General features: G+C 61.5%; 17 protein-coding genes. 11 read left to right on the top strand and 6 right to left on the bottom strand.

Going from position 1 to position 20,815, the window contains the following annotated elements:
• Window positions 1–9 precede the first annotated feature (9 nt).
• The 4 genes from thrC to N511_RS0106375 form a co-directional block, all read right to left on the bottom strand.
• Complete coding sequence (gene thrC / locus N511_RS0106390) at window positions 10–1,422, bottom strand: threonine synthase (protein ID WP_027678534.1); 1,413 nt, start codon at window positions 1,420–1,422, stop codon at window positions 10–12.
• Window positions 1,423–1,593: 171 nt separating this feature from the next.
• Window positions 1,594–2,922 carry an NAD(P)/FAD-dependent oxidoreductase gene (locus N511_RS0106385; RefSeq protein ID WP_027678533.1) on the bottom strand — a complete coding sequence of 443 codons (1,329 nt, stop codon included), beginning with the start codon at window positions 2,920–2,922 and terminating at the stop codon, window positions 1,594–1,596.
• A 42-nt stretch (window positions 2,923–2,964) separates the two neighbouring features.
• Complete coding sequence (locus N511_RS0106380) at window positions 2,965–3,891, bottom strand: 2-hydroxyacid dehydrogenase (protein ID WP_027678532.1); 927 nt, start codon at window positions 3,889–3,891, stop codon at window positions 2,965–2,967.
• Between the two features lie 194 nt (window positions 3,892–4,085).
• Window positions 4,086–5,216 (bottom strand): DSD1 family PLP-dependent enzyme, encoded by a 1,131-nt coding sequence (locus N511_RS0106375; protein ID WP_027678531.1) that lies wholly within the window; start codon window positions 5,214–5,216, stop codon window positions 4,086–4,088.
• 731 nt (window positions 5,217–5,947) lie between these two features.
• Here N511_RS0106375 and N511_RS0106370 point away from each other — a divergent pair.
• The 8 genes from N511_RS0106370 to N511_RS0106330 all read left to right on the top strand — a co-directional run bounded on the left by N511_RS0106370 (window position 5,948) and on the right by N511_RS0106330 (window position 15,831).
• A complete protein-coding gene (locus N511_RS0106370; protein WP_027678530.1) occupies window positions 5,948–6,754 on the top strand; it encodes an ABC transporter substrate-binding protein in 807 nt (268 codons plus the stop codon).
• 223 nt (window positions 6,755–6,977) lie between these two features.
• Window positions 6,978–7,634 carry an amino acid ABC transporter permease gene (locus N511_RS0106365; RefSeq protein ID WP_027678529.1) on the top strand — a complete coding sequence of 219 codons (657 nt, stop codon included), beginning with the start codon at window positions 6,978–6,980 and terminating at the stop codon, window positions 7,632–7,634.
• A gap of 7 nt (window positions 7,635–7,641) precedes the next feature.
• Entirely contained in the window at window positions 7,642–8,418 is a 777-nt protein-coding gene (locus tag N511_RS0106360) for an amino acid ABC transporter ATP-binding protein (RefSeq protein ID WP_027678528.1), read from the top strand.
• Window positions 8,419–8,676: 258 nt separating this feature from the next.
• On the top strand, window positions 8,677–10,470 hold the full coding sequence (locus N511_RS0106355; RefSeq protein ID WP_027678527.1) for a methyl-accepting chemotaxis protein: 1,794 nt from the start codon (window positions 8,677–8,679) through the stop codon (window positions 10,468–10,470).
• Window positions 10,471–11,787: 1,317 nt separating this feature from the next.
• Complete coding sequence (locus tag N511_RS0106345; protein ID WP_027678526.1) at window positions 11,788–13,254, top strand: FAD-dependent monooxygenase; 1,467 nt, start codon at window positions 11,788–11,790, stop codon at window positions 13,252–13,254.
• A 127-nt stretch (window positions 13,255–13,381) separates the two neighbouring features.
• Window positions 13,382–13,654, top strand: a complete 273-nt coding sequence (locus N511_RS0106340; protein WP_027678525.1) for a DUF1145 domain-containing protein — start codon at window positions 13,382–13,384, stop codon at window positions 13,652–13,654.
• A gap of 128 nt (window positions 13,655–13,782) precedes the next feature.
• Entirely contained in the window at window positions 13,783–14,703 is a 921-nt protein-coding gene (locus N511_RS0106335) for a patatin-like phospholipase family protein (RefSeq protein ID WP_027678524.1), read from the top strand.
• 114 nt (window positions 14,704–14,817) lie between these two features.
• Window positions 14,818–15,831: a zinc-binding alcohol dehydrogenase family protein gene (locus tag N511_RS0106330; RefSeq protein WP_027678523.1), complete on the top strand. Its 1,014-nt coding sequence runs from the start codon at window positions 14,818–14,820 to the stop codon at window positions 15,829–15,831.
• Between the two features lies 1 nt (window position 15,832).
• Here N511_RS0106330 and N511_RS0106325 read toward each other — a convergent pair whose 3' ends face one another.
• Together N511_RS0106325 and rtcR are read right to left on the bottom strand one after the other, a co-directional pair.
• Complete coding sequence (locus tag N511_RS0106325) at window positions 15,833–16,747, bottom strand: LysR family transcriptional regulator (protein ID WP_027678522.1); 915 nt, start codon at window positions 16,745–16,747, stop codon at window positions 15,833–15,835.
• 56 nt (window positions 16,748–16,803) lie between these two features.
• Window positions 16,804–18,402 (bottom strand): RNA repair transcriptional activator RtcR, encoded by a 1,599-nt coding sequence (gene rtcR, locus N511_RS0106320; RefSeq protein ID WP_027678521.1) that lies wholly within the window; start codon window positions 18,400–18,402, stop codon window positions 16,804–16,806.
• A gap of 194 nt (window positions 18,403–18,596) precedes the next feature.
• On the opposite strand from rtcR, the gene N511_RS0106315 reads away from it, so the two are divergent.
• From N511_RS0106315 to N511_RS0106305, 3 genes are read left to right on the top strand one after another with little or no spacing between them, the layout of a single operon-like run.
• On the top strand, window positions 18,597–19,010 hold the full coding sequence (locus N511_RS0106315; protein ID WP_027678520.1) for a zinc-ribbon domain-containing protein: 414 nt from the start codon (window positions 18,597–18,599) through the stop codon (window positions 19,008–19,010).
• Window positions 19,007–20,221, top strand: a complete 1,215-nt coding sequence (locus N511_RS0106310) for an RtcB family protein (RefSeq protein WP_027678519.1) — start codon at window positions 19,007–19,009, stop codon at window positions 20,219–20,221. Before N511_RS0106315 ends, N511_RS0106310 begins: the two co-directional genes overlap by 4 nt.
• A gap of 11 nt (window positions 20,222–20,232) precedes the next feature.
• Complete coding sequence (locus N511_RS0106305) at window positions 20,233–20,811, top strand: hypothetical protein (RefSeq protein WP_027678518.1); 579 nt, start codon at window positions 20,233–20,235, stop codon at window positions 20,809–20,811.
• Window positions 20,812–20,815 lie beyond the last annotated feature (4 nt).

The raw sequence follows: 20,815 nt of genomic DNA, 5'->3' as shown, positions 1-20,815 counted from the left end.
CCTGCACGCTCAGGAATTGCAGTGCTGGGCGATGTATGCCATCACCTTGTCAGCGGAGGGCTCGATCACCCGGCAGCGCCGCGGGCGCTGCTCCAGGTCAGCCACCGAAGCAGGGCGCGGGGCATCCTGCCCCGTCGCTTGGCGCACGATCTCGTCAAACTTGAGCGGCAGCGCAGTCTCCAGCACGATGGTGCGAGTGCCGGGGCGCAGGTGCTCGCGCGCGACCTTGACGCCATCCGCGGTGTGCGGGTCGATCATCATGCGATGGCGTTCCCATGTATCGGAAATTATCTGCAACCGGTCTGCGTGAGTGCTCTTGCCTGAGACAAAGCCATAGCTGGCGATCTGGGCAAACGCGTGTTCCTCAAGCGTGAACCGGCCGTACCGTGGAAGCTCCGTACCAAACATCTGCGCCACGCGCTGCGCATCGCGGCCAAGCAGGTCGAAGACAAAACGCTCGAAGTTCGATGCCTTCGAGATATCCATCGACGGGCTGGAGGTAATCATGGTCTCGCGGCTGGTGCGCACACGGTACCGACCCGTCTTGAAGAACTCATTGAGAACATCGTTCTCATTGGTTGCCAGTACCAGGTTCTCGATCGGCAGCCCCATCATGCGGGCGACATGGCCGGCGCAGATGTTGCCGAAGTTGCCCGACGGAACGCAGAACGAGACGCGCTCGCTATTGTCAGTCGTCGCTTGGAAGTAGCCAGCGAAGTAATAAACCACCTGGGCCAGCAAACGTGCCCAGTTGATGGAGTTGACCGTGCCGATGCTGTATTGCCGCTTGAAACCCAGGTCAGCGGAGACAGCCTTGACGATGTCCTGACACGTGTCAAAGCTGCCTTCAACGGCAAGGTTGTGGATGTTTTCGTCCTGCAGGCTGAACATCTGTGCCTGCTGGAATGGACTCATGCGGCCATGCGGGCTCAACATGAAGACCTGGACATTCCGCTTGCCTCGCATGGCGTATTCTGCCGCACTGCCGGTATCGCCCGATGTGGCGCCAAGGATATTGAGCTGTAATCCCCTGCGCTCCAACTCCACTTCGAACAGATTGCCCAGGAGCTGCATGGCCATGTCCTTGAAGGCGAATGTGGGGCCATTGGACAGGTTGAGCAAACTGATCGAATCGTCGAGCTTTCTCAGTAGGGTAATCTGCGTCGATCCGAAGATTTCCGGCGTGTAGGTGTTCGCAATGATGGTGCGAAGCGCATCGGCAGGAATGTCGTCGATATACAGCGAGAGAATCTCGAACGCGAGCTCGGCGTACGATAGGCCGCGCCAGCGACGTAACGTAGCGTCATCGATCTTGGGATAGGCCGTGGGCACATACAGACCGCCGTCGGGCGCGAGTCCTTCCAGCAAAATCTCTGAGAACCGACGGTCGACACTGCCGCCCCGGGTCGAGACATATCTCATAAAAACACTCCTGCTCATGACTTTGAATGAGGTGGTACCCGTTCACAGCGGAACACCGTAGTCCATCGGTTGCGCCGCGCGACCGCGTCCGCTTTGCGGACCTCGACCTTGGGCAGTGCAGCGGACGCGAGGTGCGAGCTTCCGCTCAGACCACGCGCAGCAACATTGCTGTCACATCATTTCCGGGACTTTGACGGTGGTGCCGTCACTGAAACGGCCCAAGCGATACGGTGATATGTCCATCATGGGCTGTGCGCCCGTCACCATGTCTGCGACAAGCTCGCCGGCCGCCGGGCCCAACGCAAAGCCGTGGCCGCTGAATCCAGTCGCGACGTAGAACCCGGGAACTTGGGCGACATCAGAGATGATGGGAATGAGGTCCGGCGTCGTGTCGATTGCGCCGGCCCACGCGTGCACCACCTGCAGATCGGCCAACTGCGGAATCGCTCGTTTGACGTTCTCGAGGGCAACTTTGACGAAGTCGAGATCGGGGCGCGGGTCGAGCACACGGCACCGTTCGAATGGCGACACCTGATCGAATTGCCAGCTTGCCCCGGCCTCTGGACCTTCAAACCAGGGCGTTGAGAATCGGTACTTGAGTTTCTTTCCGATATCGTTTCGATAATTGCGGTAGTACCTCAAGGCGTGCTTCACACCAAGCGGGGCAAGGTCGATGCGCCCGAAACCAGGAACTGCCAACGTGTATGCACCGTCCAGGCGGCGGCGAAGCGCGAACCCGGGGCCGCTGAAGCAGCCGTTGATGGCGGCAGGAGCGACGGACGTACGCATCACGGTGCCTACGACATTGACCGCCGGGAGGTCAATGCCGTGACGGTTGCAAAAACGTGAACTCCACGCGCCGCCGGCGCAGACCACTGTGCTCGCTTTGATCAGGCCGCGCTCAGTCCACACACCACTCACGCGTCCAGCGCTGAACTCGAGGCCACGTACAGCGCAATTCTGGTAGAGCAGGGCGCCACGGCGCTTCGCGCCCTCCGCCAAGGCAGGTGCTGCGCGCGAAGGCTCAGCGCACCCATCGTCAGGAGACCAGACGCCCCCAGCATATTGTGGACCCCCAGCAGGGACACGACTGTTCACCTCCGCCGAAGTGAGCACGTGGCTGATGAACCCGATGTCGCGAGCACGCTTGCACCACGCCTCCCACCGGGCGATGCTCTTCGCGTCATTGGAGGCATACAGAATGCCGTCACGGCGAAAGCCCAGGTCGATCTGGAGTTCATCGCGCAATTCGCTCCAACGTCGAACGCTGCGCATGGCAAGCGGCAGTTCGAAGATGTCGCGGTTCTGCTGGCGGACCCAGCCCCAATTGCGCCCGGACTGCTCCGCGCCAACAATGCCTTTGTCGAGCAGAGCCACAGATACACCGCGCCGTGCTAATTCATAGGCCGCGGATGTCCCGATGATTCCCGCCCCAATCACGACAACATCCGCTTCACCCACAAATCCCGGCGTGTCGTATACCTCTTCAACTCTGAGCATTTCAAACTTCCATTGTTGGCTCGGAAAACAACCAAGACAGACTTAATAACCGCGGGACGTATCAACGACGCCCACCAATGCTTCTTTGGCGAAATGCCTTCGAAGGCTGGTCGCCACGAAGTCCGCACTGCCTTCGGCATCCGTAACGCTCGCGACGTGGGGCGTCAGAATGATTTTCGGGTGCGACCAAAACGGGTGATTAGCGGGCAGCGGTTCGGTAGACGTGACGTCCAGGATGGCGCAACGCAGCTTGTTCGATGCCAGGGCTCCAAGGAGATCTTTCTCAACTAGATGGCCTCCGCGGCCAACGTTGATCAAGCAGGAGTCGTTGGGCAGTGCGTCGAATGTCCTCGTATTGAGGATGCCGCGAGTATCTTCAGTTAGTGGGAGGAGGCAAACGAGGATGTCGGTCTGAGAGAGAAACCGCGCTAGTTCATCAGACCCGGTAAATGTTGTGACGCCTTCAATCTGCTTCGAAGAGCGGCTCCATCCGTGAAGCGTGAAGCCGAAGGGCTTCAGACTCTCGAGCAGTCCTGTTCCCAAGACGCCAAGGCCCATGACTCCAACCCTCCGATCCTTCGCCGCAACGGTGGGCAACTGCTTCCAAGCGCCAGCACGCTGAAGATCGAGGTAAGCAGGCAAATTCCGGTGTGCCGCCAATACAGCCAGCGTAGCGTATTCGTTCATCCCGGCCGCCAGACCTGGTTCGGTCATGCGCAATAGCTTCACACCTGGCGGAAGAAGGTTAAGGTCGATCTGATCTACACCTGCGCCGACGGAGAACACCAATTCAAGGTTTGGGAAAGCTTCACCCAGATCCGGCGGCGGAACCCAGCAGGCGATGTATTTGATTTCCGACGGATCGCCTACGTCTGGCCAAACACGGAAATCAAGGCTCGGGAACTCGCTCCGCAGGCGCTTGCGCCAAACCTCGCCCCGGCGAGTGTCAGACTTAAACAGGAATGCCATTGACGGACGCTCGCGTATTACGATGCGGGTTTCGCTCGACCTCGCCGCGCAGTAGGCGTTGGCGGATGATCCAAGTGAGGTTCCCAGCATCGAGTTCATTTTGGTCGTTCATGATTCTTTCTGGCGTATGCATCCCACAATCATGAATGGCTTCTTTAGCGTTCCGGTTTGCTACGCCCAGTGCTCGGAACGCCTTACCAGCCGTAGAAGCGTGGCCAGGTCTGTACGGTGCCGTCAGCGTCGACAGCTTGATAGGCGGGATGCTGCGCTCCTGTTGCACACGCATGGTTAGGCAGGATTCGCAGACGCGTTCCGATAGGAAGCCGTTGCTCGATCTCGTGGTCCGGTACGCCTGACCGTGAAATGATGCCGTGCTCCTGGTTCGCTGCACTCATCACGTACCCGTCCAGAACCTCGCCGCTCTCGCGGCAGACGATGCCGTAGCCGAAATCGTGTTTTTGGTTCTGTGTGCCGCGGTCGCGGCTCATTGCCATCCAGCCCGCGTCGACAATGGCCCAGCCTTTCTCTCTCTGGTGTCCGATCACGGTTGTCAGTACGCTCAACGCGATCTCCGAGATGTCATTGATGCCCACGTTGTGCATGACGAGATCGAACATGACGTAGACGCCCGCGCGAACTTCCGTGACGCCTTCCAGATGCTCGGCGGTCAGCGCAGTCGGCGTTGACCCGATGCTTACGGTCTCACACGGAAGCCCAGCGGAGCGCAGGCGTTCGGCCGCACGTACGCAGCCAGAGCGCTCCTGTTCGGCCACACGGACCAATGCATCGTGTGTGTCGTAGTCGTAGCTGGAGCCTGCATGCGCGAGCACGCCGCCCAGATGCATGCCGCCGTCAGCCAGCGTTCTTCCAACATCCAGCAGCACGTTGTCGTCAGGCGCGATGCCCGAGCGATGCCCGTCTACGTCGATCTCGATCCAAACCTCGAATCGTTCCTGGTGTTCGTTGCCAAAGGCAACGATGGCTTCGGCGCAGGCGATGCTGTCGGCGACGATCTTGAGGTCGCAGCCTTGTTGCCTGAGCGCCAATGCTTGCGGCAGCTTGGCCGGAGCCATGCCGACCGCATAGACGATGTCACGGGTTCCGCTTGCGAAGAACTGCTCGGCTTCCTTCAGCGTAGAGACCGTGATACCGCGAGCGCCTGCGGCAACCTGCGCCTTCACCACTTGTTCGCATTTCGTTGTCTTGACGTGCGGCCGAAACGTGACGCCAAGCGCGTTCATGCGGCGCTGCATCCGATCAATGTTGCGGTTCATGCGGGCGACATCGATTAATGCGGCCGGCGTGTTCAACGACTCCAAATTCATCTGCGGCTCCTTGCGGCACTTTGCGCGACCGGCCTTTTGTACCGTTCTTGCGCTTGAGGAAGCGCCACTATAGGAGTGAGCCGCGAACTTGTGCTTAATGGCCGATAAATTGATCGTTAAGCGCTATCGAATGCCTGGGCAACTTAATGGGTGACGCCCTTGAGCGCACCTGGCCGGTAAGGACGAATGCACCGACGCCGCGCCAAGTCAGACCGTATGCAGCTGATGCTGTCGTTATGGGTTCGCCGGGCTCAAAGCTGCTCCCGGATTGCCGCCGCAGGCGCTCTTGCTATCGGCAAGAGCGCTCACCATGCGGACTCCATTGCATTGATAGCCTGAGCATTAACTAGAATTTAACGAACAATTTATTGGATGTTAAGCACCAGAAAAACATTCTTCTCTATAGTTTGCCGCATGAGGTTATGCGACTTCGCTGCGTTCGAGTCTGGTGGAGGGCATTGCAGGCGGAGTAAAGATGATGAGAGCTTTGCGGTGTCGAAGAAGTTGTGATCGTCGTGGTTCTTCGGGCAGGGCTGTCTTCATGATGCGAACTACCGTCGACTGCCGGCGATGTGTTTCGCCGCTTTCTACAACCGATCCGGTTTGCACTTGTTTTGTTGTTGAGCAGGGCTGCTGTTGCCTGCTGATTCCCATCGCGGTTGGGGCTGATCAAGCATCGCCTGTGTGCTTTTTCCCGCGATTGTCTGAAGAACTTTCGTTAAGGATCTGTCATGTATCTCTATACGTCGCAACGGGGTGCCGGTACGCATGAAGGTTTCGCTAGGCGCATTCTTGTCACTGCTGCCGTTGCTCTCTCAATGGCTCTTGGCGCGAGCCATGTACGGGCAGACACCGTCAAGATTTCTGCGGGAACGACGCCTTCCAGTATCCCGAATGCATTTCTTGATCTGAAGACGCACGAAATACAGGGCGTCATGCCTGATGTGATCCGGGAAATCGGCAAGCGCGAAGGGTTCGACGTTTCTTTTAACGTCATCCCATTTTCGGCACTGATCCAGTCAGTGGTCTCGGACAAGATCGACCTTATCGTGGCCGGCATGACGCCCACACCCAAGCGGGCAGAAGTGATTGACTTCTCCCAACCCGTGGCGCAGTTCGGAAAAGGGATCATCGTCAACGCAACCGACAAGAACACCTATCGGACGATCGACGATCTGAAGGGCACCGTCGTGGGTGCGGGCGCTGGCGAAGAGACCTCGGACGAACTCGTCAAGCTCGGCATCTTTAAGGAAGTCAAGCTCTACAACAACGGCGCGGATATGGCTCGCGACGTTGCACTGGGCCGCATTACGGCAGCGTTCAACGACTACCCGGTCCTAAAGGCTCAGGAGGCCGCAGGACGATTGGATGGAGTTCGCGTCGTGGACGGTTTTCAGCCGCTGCGAAGGGTGCCGATTGCATTCGGTGTGAAGAAAGGGAACACCGCCTTGCTGTCCAAGATTAACAGCGGACTAGGCAAGATCAAGGCTGACGGCACGCTCGACAAGATACTCAAAAAGTGGAACTTCGGGGATTGAACGGGAGTGCCACGTGATGTATCGCAGGCACTTTTTTTTCTTGATGAGTGCGGGCCATCTTGAGTCGGTGGCCCGGCAGGGGAGGCGCGCAGATTAGTACGTGGGAGCTTTGGAGGCAGGCGAGTTGCAGAACGTGCGGGCGAGGGAGCGAGGTGGTCGATCCCGGTCACTCCGGCGCATGTTTTGAGCCGCTATGAATAGAACTATTATTAGAAGGTAGATCATGCGTTGGAGTGACGTAGTTGAATTTGTCCCGATATTGCTCAAAGGAGCAGGGATTAGCGTTTTCATCACGATCAGCTGTTTGCTGCTGAGTACGGCGCTGGGCCTCGTGTGGGCGCTTCTGAAGATGTCACGGTTTGCTGCGGTCCGGCGTGCTGTCGCAACGTTGATCAACGTTGTACGCGGCTTGCCGATGATCGTGCTTCTCTTCTATATCTATTTTGTTTTCCCGGATATTCACCTGCGGCTCGACGCCCTCGAGGCGAGCATCGTGGGCCTTGCGTTCGGCTATTCGACATACGTTGCCGAGATCATTCGATCGGGCATCGAGTCTGTCGACCCAGGTCAATACGAGGCGGCGCAATCGCTCGGAATGGGAAAGGTCAAGACGATGACGCGCGTCATCCTGCCCCAGGCCATCAAGGTTGCATTGCCACCGTATAGCAACACGTTGGTTTCCATGCTTAAGGATTCCTCTCTTGCATCCACCATTACCGTTGCGGAAATGACGCGCGAAGGTTCACTCATTGCCGCTGCGACTTTCCAGAATCTGACCGTCTACACGCTTGTGGCCATTGGCTATCTGGCATTGAGTCTCCCATTGATGGGATTGACCAGGCATCTCGAGAGACGCTTTGGAAAACACAAGGTGAAGTGAGGTTGTCATGATCGAAATTAAAGATCTGCATAAGAGCTTTGGCGGCGTGCGCGTGCTCAACGGTATTTCGCTGAATGTTCAGCAAGGCGAGGTGGTGTGCCTGATCGGCGCCTCTGGCTCGGGAAAGTCCACGCTTCTTCGATGTATCAACGCTCTCGAGTCGTACGACTCGGGGGAGATCAAGCTGCTCGATCAGCTCGTGGAACAGCGGTGCCGAAACATCAATCAGCTTCGTACCCAGGTCGGTATGGTGTTTCAGCGGTTTAATCTTTTCCCGCACCGGACGGCCCTGGAAAACGTGATGGAAGGCCCCGTGCACGTCAAACGAGAACCGCCCGATCAGGCGCGCACCGAGGCTATTGCCCTGCTCCATAAGGTCGGACTCGGCGAAAAGACGCATGCATATCCGCACCAGCTTTCGGGTGGGCAGCAACAGCGAGTCGCGATTGCCCGTTCGTTGGCAATGAAGCCGAAAGCCATTCTGTTCGATGAGCCAACTTCGGCACTCGATCCGGAACTCGTGGGCGAGGTGCTGAGCGTGATGCGCACGCTTGCGCGCGAAGGCATGACGATGCTGGTCGTCACGCATGAGATGGGCTTTGCCCGTGAAGTCGCAGATCGAGTGTGTTTCTTGCATGCGGGACGCATCATCGAGGAGGGCTGTGCGAAGGAGGTCCTCAGTGCCCCACGCGAGGCGCGGACGCGGGAGTTTCTGCGCCACGTGCTAACGCACCGTGTTGACGGCTCCGACCCGCTCACCGGCGGAGCAGGGGCGGTGGCATGACGCAACGATGCGGGCGTCCGGTGAAGGTGCGCCGATAAGAAGAGGGTTGGCCCTGATTTGGTGGGGCCTTTTTTTTGCAACAGCAGCGCAATCTCGCAAAGCGATTCAATTGACGCGGCCGTCCCGTGAAGGTCGGTGCCCCAGCGCGGACTTTGGATAGCGCTTCTACATGCGCGTCCGTACTCCTCACCCGGAACCGGTTCGCTGCATTCTGAGGTGGACTCGAATGCTCGCCACACACACCGCATAGGCAATACGATGCTGTCATCCATCCGCGCACGGGTCGTCTGCGCTTGCGTTTCGCTTGTAGCGTTCTCCGTCGTCTCAACCACCGTAGCGAACTACACGACTGCAAAGGCAAGTGCAGAAGCGGCAATCGACCACGATCTCACCACCTACGCCGACGACCATGCCAAAGCGATCGGCGATTGGATCGCTGCGAAGACTCTCATGGTGTCATCGCTGCAGGACGCTGTGCTGACAACGAACCCCGACCCCATGCTGAAGCAGATCGCCGTTGCAGGTGGGTTCTTTGACGTAGGCGTCGGCTACCCTGATCGCACAGCAAAATTCACTGACTGGCCAAACATTCCGGCGAGCTACGATCCAACCAGCCGCCCCTGGTACAAGGGAGCCGCGCAGGCCGGTAAATCTGTAGCCATTCCGTACGTGAGCACCAGCGGGCAATTGCTGGTTGCGCTAGCCGTTCCCGTGATACGCGATGGCGTTTTGAAGGCGGTGCTGGTGGGCGATGTGGCATTGGACAGCGTCGTTGAAAACGTCAAGTCGATTCATCCGACGCCGGCGAGTTTTGGTGTGCTGGTTGACCAAAGCGGCCGCGTGATCGCGCATCCCGATCCAAAGTTGCGATTTAAACCCGTTGCCGACATTGCGCCCGATTTTGCCAAGGTCGCCACGACATCGGGCAGTACAGGCAAGGTGCCGATGGAGCTAACGGTAGACGGCAAGGCCAAGCTCATGCGCGCGCAGGCCGTCGCGGGTACCGACTGGCATGTTGTGGTCAGCCTCGACAAATCAGAGGCCACGGCTGGAATCCGTTCGCTATTGACCGCTTCGCTTATATCCCTGTTCATCATCGTAGGTATCGCGACCGTCGTCTGCTTCGCTATCACCACGACGGTGTTTCGCCGCCTTGCTGAGGTCTGTCATGCAATGGCGGCGATCGGGTCGGGCACCGGCGACTTGACACAGCGCTTGCCGGAAGGCGGCAGGGATGAGGTGGCAGACATTGCGCGCTCTTTCAACCAATTCGTAGCTAAGCTGCAGAAGGTGATGTTGGAGATTCGTGGTGCGAGTGAATTGGTACATGCCGCCGCAAACGAGATTGCAGCGGCAAGTCTCGATCTGTCTTCCCGCACTGAATCGGCAGCGGCGAGCCTGCAACAGACGGCCGCATCCATGGACGAGATTTCTGGCACGGTCGTTCAGTCAGGCGCAGCTGCTCGCGAGGCCGATGCCCGATCGGTGACGGCGACGCAGACTGCATCGCAAGGCGGCGAAGCGATGTCGAACGTGATCGGCACAATGACAACGATTGAGGAGGCATCCGACCGAATCGGCACGATCATCGGCGTGATCGATGGCATTGCCTTCCAGACGAACATTCTCGCCTTGAACGCCGCTGTCGAAGCCGCGCGTGCCGGGGAGCAAGGTCGCGGTTTTGCAGTCGTTGCGCAGGAGGTCCGCGGCCTAGCGCACCGGAGCGCTCAAGCAGCGCGCGAAATTAAGCAGTTGGTGGAGTCTACTGTTGCAAGCGTCGCGGCCGGTGCTGCCCAAGTGCACCAAGCGGGCGACACGATGAGCGAGATCGTGACCAATGTCGCCCAGGTTCAATCAATCGTCTCGGATATCGCCCGTTCAGCAACGGAGCAGATGGCAGGCATCCAAGAAGTCAACCGTGCTGTTGCGCAGCTCGACGAGATGGTGCAGCAGAACGCTGCGCTTGTAGAAGAGTCTGCGGCCGCATCAAGCGCCTTACAAAACCAGGCTGATGCATTGGTATCGGCGATTGGGCAATTCAAAATTGACTAGTGGTCGCCCTCTGTCGGCACGAGTTGAAGGTATGGCGAGAAATGGCGCGCATTCGGCCGAACAGGCCAAGCGCATGTTGATTTGCACGAAATCCTGACCCAGCGGGGCAAGATTCGGTGCAAATCAACAACATGGGGCATACCGCCCCCAACAGTTCCTCGCCAATTCTGGCCACCGGCTCGAAAGCCATGAGTTGAGCTATTTCTGTTTCGCTGACCCATGGACGAAATCCCGTCGTGATGTCAATCCAGCATCCCGCATTGAGCCTGTACTGCAAAGCTGGTTTGCTTTGCGGTGTCGTTGGCGGGTGGTATCCATAGCCAGAAGCCTAGGCTTGCTGCTATGTGTGCGCTGCGATGATCAGTTGCGCCTCGCCGGCCAGCTTCGGAAACTGTCTATGCCCTAGCCCAGCTCGCGTAGCCATGCTGGTCAATGATAAGCGTCGTCCTTCGTTGATAAGCTCACTAGCTGCCCAATGCAGTTGCCGACGCGGAAGATCGCGATTGGCTACATCGATTGCATGTCGCAGCCGAGGGTATTGTCGAACTACAACTTCGACTTGGTGCAGTGACAGATCGGTCAGACCAGCGAGTCGCCTGCAGTCAATCGTTGGGGACGCCCCTCACGGGTCCCATCCTAGTTCATATGTGGATGAGAGGATCTTCGGGTAGTCTCGATTAACCGTCAGCTCTCTGAGGAAGCTTCTAGCATGATTTCGATTCCATTCAGGTACGCCCGCAGTCAGTGCTCGCAAGCTCATCTCGGCTAGAGGGGGTGAGATACCCGTCCTTGGCGACTCAGCGATACCAATCCTGGTACTGGATGAGGTGGATAGAATCGGCGCAGGTGACCAATGGCTTAGAGGGTGGACAAGCAACTGATCGACGATTAGCTCAACTTGATGGCACTCGGTTGCCGTGGCCATCCGACCAGAGGTGGGGCAAACATGTTTGTAACGCCCCACCGTGGATTGGGTCGAAACTGGTGCTTCAGGACAAACTTGCGTAATTATGGTGTCCGGCGTAACGCATTGATTCCGCTGCATTTCGTAGGGCAGACATAATTGCAACTAATCAACAGAAAAGGCCGTCCTTCGGGACGGCCTTTTTTCGTGGTGTGCGCTTCGCCAGACAAGCATTCGCTCCACCGTTGCCTCAAGTATACCGCGGCCCCCGGGGCTTGCGGGAAGCCCCGGCGGCCGCAGTAGCATCGCCACCCATCTTGAAACCGACCGAAAGGAGGGTGAGACATGCGTGTGATGCCATCGACGTTTGGAGCGCAGGGCAGGGCCGTGGTGATGCAAGCCGGAGGTGCGAAATGAGCGGGCATGCCGTGGTGATTGCCGGCGGTGGGCCGACGGGGCTCATGCTCGCGGCCGAGCTGGCCCTGGCCGGCATTGACGTCGCCATTGTCGAGCGCCGCGCTAACCAGGATGTGGTGGGTGTGCGTGCCCTGGGCTTGCACGCACGGTCGATCGAGGTGCTCGACCAGCGTGGCGTGGCCGAGCGGTTTGTCTCGCAGGGCAAGACCTATCCGGTCGTGCACTTCGGCGAGAACCCGCTGGACATCAGCGACTTCCCGACCCGGCACAACTATGTGCTCGGTCTGTGGCAGCACCACACCGAGCGCATCCTCGCGCAGTGGGTCGGCGAGCTGGGCGTGCCGTTCTATCGCGCGCGTCAAGTCACCGGCTTCTCGCAAGACGGCAGCGGCGTCGACGTCACGCTGTCCGACGGCGAGGTGCTGCGGGCGCAATACCTCGTGGGCTGCGATGGCGGCCGTAGCGCTGTCCGCAAGGCCGCCGGCATTGAGTTTGCAGGCTGGGACGCCACGACCAGCTGGCTCATCGCCGAGGTACACACCACGCAGCCGCCGCCCCCCTTTGGCTTCAAATACGACGCCATCGGCCGGCACGCTGTCGCGCCCATGGAAGATGGCAAGTGCGTCCGCGTGGTGCTGACCGAGCGACAACTCGGCACCGACAGTGCGCCCACGCTGGCCGACCTGAGCGAGGCGCTGATCGCCGTCTATGGCACCGACTTTGGTGCGCATCGGCCGAACTGGATCTCGCGGTTTTCCGATATGGCCCGCCAGGCCGTGGCCTACCGCGACAAACGTGTGCTCCTGGCAGGCGACGCCGCGCACGTGCATCCGCCCATGGGCGGGCAGGGCCTGAACATGGGCATGCAGGATGCCGTGAACCTGGGTTGGAAGCTGGCCGCCGTCATCAAACGGACGGCGCCCGAAAGCCTGCTCGACAGCTATCACGCCGAGCGCCATCCGGTGGCCGCGCGTACGTTGCGCAATACGCTGGCGCAGGTGGTGCTGCTTCGCCAGGACGAGCGGTCCAAGGCGCTGAGCGAGATCACCTCGGAGCTGTTTCGCATGGATGAACCGCGCCGGCGCCTGGTCGGGATGGTCTCGGCGCTCGATGTGCGCTACGACTTTGGCGAAGGGCATCCGCTGCTTGGCCGCCGCATGCCCGATCACGATCTGGACACCGCCGAGGGCCCGGTGCGCGTTTTCCAGCTGTTGCACGCGGCGGGCGCGGTGCTGATCAACTTCGGCCCGGCGGATGCCATCGACATCGCGCCATGGGCCGATCGCGTGCGGCGGGTGGACGCCCGCTACGCAGGCGCCTGGACGCTGCCCGTGGTGGGCACGGTGCCCGCGCCGTCCGCTGTGCTGGTCCGCCCGGACGGCCACGTGGCGTGGGTCGGTGACGGAACGACCGAGGGGCTGCAGGCGGCGTTGCAGCGGTGGTTCGGCACGGCGACGGCCTGACGCCGCCCGCCGGCAGAGACAGCCGGGTGGAGGGCGGCGTCTATCCAGGTGTTTGAAGCGGCCGGAGGGGCAACGGTGGCCGGTATGCTGCATGGCATCGGAATCACCGTCCCTCTGGAGTCCTGGCATGTTCAACGTCCTCAGCAAGATCGTCCTGCTCGCCGTGTATGGCCTCGCGCTGGCCAGCTATGCCACGCCCCTGCCGCTGTCGGCCGACGCCATCGGCTGGCTGCGCATCGTGGCGCTGGTGCTGCTGGCCGCCCACCTGCTGGAAGTGGTGCTGTGCTTTCGCAAGGTGGCGCTGCACAAGGGCCCGTTGTTCGACAGCGTGCTGCTGACGTTGCTGTTCGGTTTTCTGCACTGGAAGCCGCTGGCGGACGCCGCGCGGCAAGCTCGCTGATTGCTGCTGATCGCCGCTGATTCCGACTGACCGGCCCTACTAGCCGCAACGGCGGGGCAGACCTACTCTAGTTCCAGTCGTCCCTGGATTGACCAGTTGGGACTCCTTGCTGCAACGCGGCATCGATCATGGACAGAGTGGAACGAACGGCGTTTGTCTTTGCCGGTGGCGGCAGCCTCGGCGCCATCGAGGCCGGCATGCTGCGCGAGCTGGTGGCGTCCGGTGTGGTGCCCGACATGGTGGTGGGCGCTTCGGCTGGCGCCATCAACGCTGCCTTTTTTGCGTGCAATCCGCATGCGGCCGGCACGGCTCAGCTGGAGGCACTGTGGCGCAGCGTGCGGCGCGCCGACGTGATGCCGTGGTCCTGGCGCGCAATGTTCAGCATGCTGGGCATCCTGGGCGGCCGACGTGAGCACCTCGTCGATGCGTCCGGCCTGCAGCGCCTGCTGGCGCGGCATTTTGCGCAGACCCTGCTGGAGGCGGCCACGCTGCCGTTGCATGTGGTGGCCACCGACATGCGCACCGGCGCCGAGGTGGTGCTATCGTCTGGCGCCATCGTGCCGGCCGTGCTGGCCAGCGCCGCCATTCCAGGCGTGTTTCCGCCCGTGCGTATTGGCGACCGGCTCTTGATCGACGGTGGCGTCGCCAACAACACGCCGATCTCCGCGGCCATCCGGCTGGGCGCCACACGCGTCGTCGTACTGCCGGCAGGGTTTGCGTGTGCGGACCGCCGTGCCCCGCGCAGCGCCATCGAGCACGCGCTGAACGCCTTGTCGCTGCTGGTCGCGCGTCAGCTTGTGCAAGACCTGGAGCGATGGGCCGGGCAGGTGCCCATTACCGTCGTGCCGCCGCTGTGCCCGCTCGACGTGTCGCCCTACGACTACGCCCGCTGCGGCGAATTGATCGACCGCGCCGCTGCCGCCACGGCGGCATGGCTCGCAGCCGATGGTCTGGCGGCTACTGGCATCCCGGGCGCGCTGCGTGAGCACGACCACAGCGAAGATCACCCCAACTGCAACGCAGACCTCCACGGCGTGCACGCGGCTTGATGCGGCAGGGTGCGATTTTCTGTCCGGCGTTGAAACTGAATCTGCGCCGCGCGTCTGTTTCGCCTAGCGTTGCGCGCCCATGATGCGGCTATCCAATTCACTGGAATGTCCGCCATGAAAGCCGTTGCCTACTACCAAAGCCTGCCCATCGACCGCCCCGAGGCGCTGGTCGACCTGACCCTGCCCGAACCCACGCCAGGCCCGCGCGACTTGCTTGTGGAAGTGCGTGCCATCTCCGTCAACCCGGTCGATGTGAAGGTGCGCGCCGGCATGCCGCCGGTGGATGGTCATCCCCGCGTGCTGGGCTGGGATGCTGCCGGCGTGGTGCGCGCTGTCGGCGCCGAGGTGTCGCTCTTCAAGCCGGGCGATGCGGTGTGGTATGCCGGTGCCCTGCAGCGCCCGGGCACTAACAGCGAGCTGCATGTCGTGGACGAACGCGTGGTCGGCGCGATGCCCGCCACGCTCGGGTTTGCGCAGGCAGCGGCGCTGCCGCTCACCGCCATCACCGCCTGGGAATTGCTCTTCGACCGGCTGCAGGTGCCGGAATCTGCGGCGCCCAGCGGCAAGACGTTGTTGATCGTCGGTGCGGCAGGCGGTGTGGGGTCGGTGCTTGTACAGCTCGCCCGCCGGTTGACGGGCCTGACCGTGATCGGCACCGCCTCGCGCCCGGAGACGGCCGCCTGGGTGCGCGAGCTGGGCGCCCACCATGTGATCAACCATGCGCAGCCGCTGGCCGCGGAACTGCATCGCATTGGTGTGCCGGCGGTGGATTACGTCGCCAGCCTGAACCAGACCGAACACCACTTCGAGCAGATCGTCGAGGCGCTCAAGCCGCAAGGCCGCCTCGCGTTGATCGACGACCCCGCGCAGCTCGACGTGCGCAAGCTCAAGGCGAAGAGCCTGTCGCTGCACTGGGAGTTCATGTACACGCGCTCCATGTTCAGCACGGACGACCAGATCGAGCAGCACCGCCTGCTCAACCGCGTGGCCGCGCTCATCGACGAAGGCACGTTGCGTTCCACCATGAACGAGCACTTCGGCACGATCAATGCCGCCAACCTCAAGCGCGCGCATGCCTTGATCGAAAGCAATCAGGCGCGCGGCAAGATCGTGCTGGAAGGGTTTTGATTCAGGCGTCCGCCAGATAACCGGCAATGCGGTCTTGCAGGAAGTCGCGCAGCCGCATCAACGTGGGCGACAGCGTGAGGCGGTGCGTGCAGATCAAATGCAGCGGCGCCGCCTCGCCGTGCCAGTCGGTGAGCGCGGCTTGCAGCCGGCCGGCGCGCAGATCGGCCAAGACGTCCAGCCGCGACTTGTAAGCGATGCCATGCCCCGCAACGGCCCAGCGGCGCACGAGTTCGCCGTCGTCGGCAATGCGGTTGCCGGTGACGCGCACAACGTGCGCCTGACCGTCGCCGCTCGCACCGTGAAAGGTCCACTGGTCGTGCGTGGTGTCGGACAGGGCCAGCAACAAGCAATTGTGCTGACGCAGATCGTCCGGTGTCTTCGGCACGCCGTGGCGCGCAAAGTAGGCCGGCGCCGCGCACAGCACGCGGCGGTTGTCGGGCGCCAGCGGCAGCGCCACGAGGGACGAGTCCTCGGGCTCGCCATAGCGCACCGCGACATCGACGCGCTGCCGGAACATGTCGACCAGCCGGTCGCCGATGCGCACCTGAAGCGCCACCGCTGGGTGCTCGGTGAGGAAGTCGTCGAGCCAGCCGGTGAGCACGTTGCGGCCGAGGTCTGACGGGATCGACAGCGACACATCGCCGCCGATGGCTTGCCGCCCCAGCGCGAGCGCGTCCTGCCCGGCCTGCAGATCCGCCAGCGCACGGCGCGCATGTTGCAGGTAGCGCTCGCCTTCCTGCGTGAGCGCCAGGCTGCGCGTGGACCGCGCCAGCAGCCGCACGCCGAGTTCCGCCTCCAACCGCTTGATGGCCGCGCTTGCTGCCGCGGGGGCAATGTTCAATACACGCGCAGCCGCCGACAGGCTGCCGTTGTCCACGGCCAGCACGAGGATGGTGAGGTCGTCCAGGCGGATCATGGCGTGTGGTGTCGAGTGCGAAGGCGTCGAAGGATGGACGGCATCTTACCGAGCGCCTAGCCGGCGCGCACGGTGGCCCAATCCAGTCCGAACCGTGCGAGGTATTTGCGCAGCCGGTCGGCGTCATTCACCTTGGCCTTCTCGGTGCGCGACACGTCGAAGAGCCGGCGCCCGGCGTCCGACAGCGATGCCGATCCGCGGCACACGGCAATCACGTTTTCCAGCTGCATGCGGTCGAACAGGTCGATCGATGCCGCCGCGTCGCCGATCAAGTTGGCAAGGCGGTCGCCTTTGCCTGCCGGATCCGGTTCGGCCCACGTGCGTTGCAGACGGGCGATTTCGTCTGCGACATCGGCTTCGGTAATGCGTCCGCCCTCGGCCAGCGTTGCCAGCCGCGTGACGCTGGCCGACAGCTCGCGGAAGTTGCCCGTCCAGCGCGCCTGCGGCGAAGTGACGAACTTCAGATAGATGCGGCGCGCCTCGGTATGGAAGCGCACTTGCTCACCGTGCTCGCGTGCAAAACGGGCGAGTTCGAAATCGAGGTTCGGTTCCAGATCTTCGGGGCGATCGGCCAGGCCCGGCAGGTCGAAGGTCCACAGATTGATCCGCGCGTATAAGTCTTCGCGAAAGCGCCCCTCGGCCACCCACTGCCGCAGGTCGCGCACGGTGCCCGCGATGAGCTGGAAATCGCTTTCGACTTCGCGGTCGCTGCCGAACGGCAGGAAGCGCTTCTCTTCGATGGCCTTGAGCAGCATGGCTTGTTCGTCCAGGCCCAGTTCGCCAATCTCATCGAGAAACAGCAGGCCGCCATCCGCGCTGCGCAGCAGGCCCGCGCGTTCGGTCTGCGCGCCGGTGAAGGCGCCTTTCACGTGGCCGAAGAGCGCCGACATGGCGCTGTCGCCGCGCAGCGTGGCGCAGTTCACTTCGACAAAACGGCCTGCCAGCTGGTGCCGCGCTTTCTTCATCTCGTACACCCGGCGCGCGAGGAACGACTTGCCGGCGCCTGTCGGCCCGAACAGCAGCATCGGCGACTTGGAACGCGAAGCCACGCGCTCGATCTGCTCGATCATCCGGTTGAACGCCGGGTTGCGCGTGGCAATGCCGGACTTCAGCAGCGATACCGTGTCTTCGCGCTCGCGCGCAAAACGCGTGGCGATCTTGTCGTAGCGCGAGAGGTCCAGGTCGATGACGCTGTAGCTGCCGGACGTGTTGCCGAGTTCCTTCTTGCGCGGCGGCGCGGTCTGGATCAGCTGAGCCGGCAGATACCGCGCCTCGGCCAGCAGGAACCAGCAGATCTGCGCGACGTGCGTGCCGGTGGTGATGTGGATGAGGTAGTCCTCGGCCTCGGTGTCGAAGGCATAGCTGCGGGTGAAGTCGTGCAGCGTGCTGTAGACCTCTTCAAAGTCCCACGGGTCGCGCAGCGTGACTTCCACGCTGCGCACCTCGGTCTCGGGCGATACGGAGGCGATGTCCGCGCGCAGCCGTTCGAACAGGCCGCGGCTGCGGGCGTCGTGCAGCAGCTCCAGGCGGTGGATGACGAGGTCGTCCTGCTGGCACAGGCCGACGGTCGGCCGCCACCGTTCCCAGCGCTGCGCGCCCTTGCCCACGTAGTCGAGCGTGGTACCGACGAAACCGATGGCGACGTTTTTGCGCATCCCGCGTGTTTATCTAAAAAGATAAACCAATATATCAATAGATCGATATTTCGGGAAGTTTAGCGTGCCTGCATCTGCGTTGGATGCTTGTAAATCCAATGAAATCAAGGGGTTGCAAAGTTGGTCGCTCCATGGGAAGTGACCTGGCATACCCATTGCACTAGAGGATGTGTCCAACTCAGCAGGAGCGCAGCATGATCAGCGGTAAACAGAAGCGCGCCGCCATCATGGCGCGGCGCCACGAGCGGCGAGAACAGGCAAAGATTGCCTGCCTGCGGGCACCAGCGCCGGTGTCACCTCCACCTCCGCCTCCACCGCGAGGCAGCTTGCCGGTGGATGTGTCGCAACTGGCGCCGCACAACAGCTGGGGATCCGGTCTGCCCCGCTTCGCACAACACGGTTACTACGTCGATCAGTGGTACGCCTGCGTCGATTGCGGAAAGCACGAGGTCTGGACCGCCGCACAGCAGAAATGGTGGTATGAAACCGCCAAGGGCTATATCGACTCGATCGCCATCCGCTGCAAACCGTGCCGAGTGGCGCGACGCAGCGGCCGCACGATCAGCAAGAAGAACAACGACAACAACAAAGGAAGCAACGCATCATGAGCAGCTACAACACCCTCCACGTCGACAACGGCGCCGACATCAAGCTGTGGACCAACGGCGTGCCGGTAGAAGACGACGCCCGCAAGCAGTTGATGAACACGGCCAAGATGCCGTTCATCTTCAAGCACCTGGCGGTGATGCCGGACGTGCACCTGGGTAAGGGTTCGACCATCGGCAGCGTGATCCCCACGCAGGGCGCGATCATCCCGGCGGCCGTCGGCGTGGATATCGGCTGCGGCATGATGGCCGCGCGTACGACGCTCACGGCGGCCGATTTGCCGGACAACCTGCACGGTCTGCGCAGCGCCATTGAAGCGGCGGTGCCGCACGGCCGTACGCCGGGCCCGCGCGACAAGGGGGCCTGGAGCACGCCGCCGGAAACCGTGGATGCCATGTGGGGTGAACTGGCCGGTGGCTTCAAGCGCATCACCGACAAGTACCCGAAGTTGAAGAACACCAACAACTACAAGCACCTGGGAACGCTCGGTACGGGCAATCACTTCATCGAGGTCTGCCTGGATGAGGCGCAGCGCGTCTGGTTCATGCTGCACTCCGGTTCGCGCGGCGTGGGTAACGCCATCGGCAACCTGTTCATCGAACTGGCGCAGGCCGATATGCGACAGCACATCGCCAACCTGCCGGACCGCGACCTGGCGTACTTCGAAGAAGGCAGCGAGCACTTCAACGATTACGTTGAAGCCGTCGGTTGGGCGCAGGACTACGCGCGCCGCAACCGCGCCACGATGATGCAGAACGTGATTGCGGCCGCGCGCAAGGTCATCGCCAAGCCGTTTGCGGCCGACGTGGAAGCGGTGAACTGTCACCACAACTATGTGCAGCGTGAAACCCACTTCGGCCGCGAGGTGCTGGTGACGCGCAAGGGCGCCGTGTCGGCGCAGAAGGGGCAGCTTGGGATCATCCCGGGTTCGATGGGCGCAAAGAGCTTCATCGTACGCGGGCTCGGTAACGAAGACGCGTTCTGTTCGTGCAGCCACGGCGCAGGCCGCACCATGAGCCGCACGCAGGCCAAGAAGCGCTTTACGGTCGATGACCAGATCCGCGCCACGGCCCACGTGGAGTGCCGCAAGGACGCCGACGTGATCGACGAGATCCCGATGGCCTACAAGGACATCGACCACGTGATGGCCGCGCAGGCGGATCTGGTGGAGATCGTCCACACGCTGCGCCAGGTGGTGTGTGTGAAGGGTTAAGGCGAGCAAATATGCTGGAGAGCTTGGAAAACGATGAGATCGATGAGCTGCGGCAGCGCTTGAGTCAACGGGGGTGCGTGTTCGAGTTCACTCTCTGTCTTGCGGATGAGCACGAAGTGGTGGATTACGAGGTCCATCGTCATGCTCTTACGGTTCTGTTCGATCAAATCAACCGGCGACTGCAGAAGGAGAGGGCGGATTTGACTGCACAAGAGCCTGGCTTCGCGACGCTTCCATGGTTCGAGCTGGAAGTGCAGGTGGAGAAGGCGTATCCGCGGAGGTTGACTGCCATCGAGTCACGGGCACTGACGGAGCCGGGAGGAGTCCTGGAGGGAGCCTTCTTGAATCCGCCCCACGGTACGTCTTTGAGCGAGAAGGATTTTCGCGAGTGGCTAGAGGTGCTGCAGCTATTGCCAGACACAGAGTTGGAGGTCTTCGATTGGGTGGGTGATCCAAACGAAGAACCGCAACGAAGCAGTTGGAGTAACTACTTTGCCGATGGCCGGGAATGGTGGGGTGTTTGGTGCTTGACCGCATTCAATCCCGTACGTCGTACGCTGTGCGTGATGATTGCGAGCAGCACCGATTGAGCTG

Source organism: Ralstonia sp. UNC404CL21Col (assembly GCF_000620465.1).
GTDB lineage: Bacteria > Pseudomonadota > Gammaproteobacteria > Burkholderiales > Burkholderiaceae > Ralstonia > Ralstonia flatus.
The sequence above is the reverse complement of the archived record's forward strand: the minus strand, read 5'-3'. Positions and strand labels throughout refer to the sequence as shown.

Coding starts and splice junctions, on each gene's coding strand:
- thrC (WP_027678534.1), bottom strand. CDS start 1,422: ATGAGATATGTCTCGACCCGGGGCGGCAGTGTCGACCGTCGGTTCTCA.
- N511_RS0106385 (WP_027678533.1), bottom strand. CDS start 2,922: ATGCTCAGAGTTGAAGAGGTATACGACACGCCGGGATTTGTGGGTGAA.
- N511_RS0106380 (WP_027678532.1), bottom strand. CDS start 3,891: ATGGCATTCCTGTTTAAGTCTGACACTCGCCGGGGCGAGGTTTGGCGC.
- N511_RS0106375 (WP_027678531.1), bottom strand. CDS start 5,216: ATGAATTTGGAGTCGTTGAACACGCCGGCCGCATTAATCGATGTCGCC.
- N511_RS0106370 (WP_027678530.1), top strand. CDS start 5,948: ATGTATCTCTATACGTCGCAACGGGGTGCCGGTACGCATGAAGGTTTC.
- N511_RS0106365 (WP_027678529.1), top strand. CDS start 6,978: ATGCGTTGGAGTGACGTAGTTGAATTTGTCCCGATATTGCTCAAAGGA.
- N511_RS0106360 (WP_027678528.1), top strand. CDS start 7,642: ATGATCGAAATTAAAGATCTGCATAAGAGCTTTGGCGGCGTGCGCGTG.
- N511_RS0106355 (WP_027678527.1), top strand. CDS start 8,677: ATGCTGTCATCCATCCGCGCACGGGTCGTCTGCGCTTGCGTTTCGCTT.
- N511_RS0106345 (WP_027678526.1), top strand. CDS start 11,788: ATGAGCGGGCATGCCGTGGTGATTGCCGGCGGTGGGCCGACGGGGCTC.
- N511_RS0106340 (WP_027678525.1), top strand. CDS start 13,382: ATGTTCAACGTCCTCAGCAAGATCGTCCTGCTCGCCGTGTATGGCCTC.
- N511_RS0106335 (WP_027678524.1), top strand. CDS start 13,783: ATGGACAGAGTGGAACGAACGGCGTTTGTCTTTGCCGGTGGCGGCAGC.
- N511_RS0106330 (WP_027678523.1), top strand. CDS start 14,818: ATGAAAGCCGTTGCCTACTACCAAAGCCTGCCCATCGACCGCCCCGAG.
- N511_RS0106325 (WP_027678522.1), bottom strand. CDS start 16,747: ATGATCCGCCTGGACGACCTCACCATCCTCGTGCTGGCCGTGGACAAC.
- rtcR (WP_027678521.1), bottom strand. CDS start 18,402: ATGCGCAAAAACGTCGCCATCGGTTTCGTCGGTACCACGCTCGACTAC.
- N511_RS0106315 (WP_027678520.1), top strand. CDS start 18,597: ATGATCAGCGGTAAACAGAAGCGCGCCGCCATCATGGCGCGGCGCCAC.
- N511_RS0106310 (WP_027678519.1), top strand. CDS start 19,007: ATGAGCAGCTACAACACCCTCCACGTCGACAACGGCGCCGACATCAAG.
- N511_RS0106305 (WP_027678518.1), top strand. CDS start 20,233: ATGCTGGAGAGCTTGGAAAACGATGAGATCGATGAGCTGCGGCAGCGC.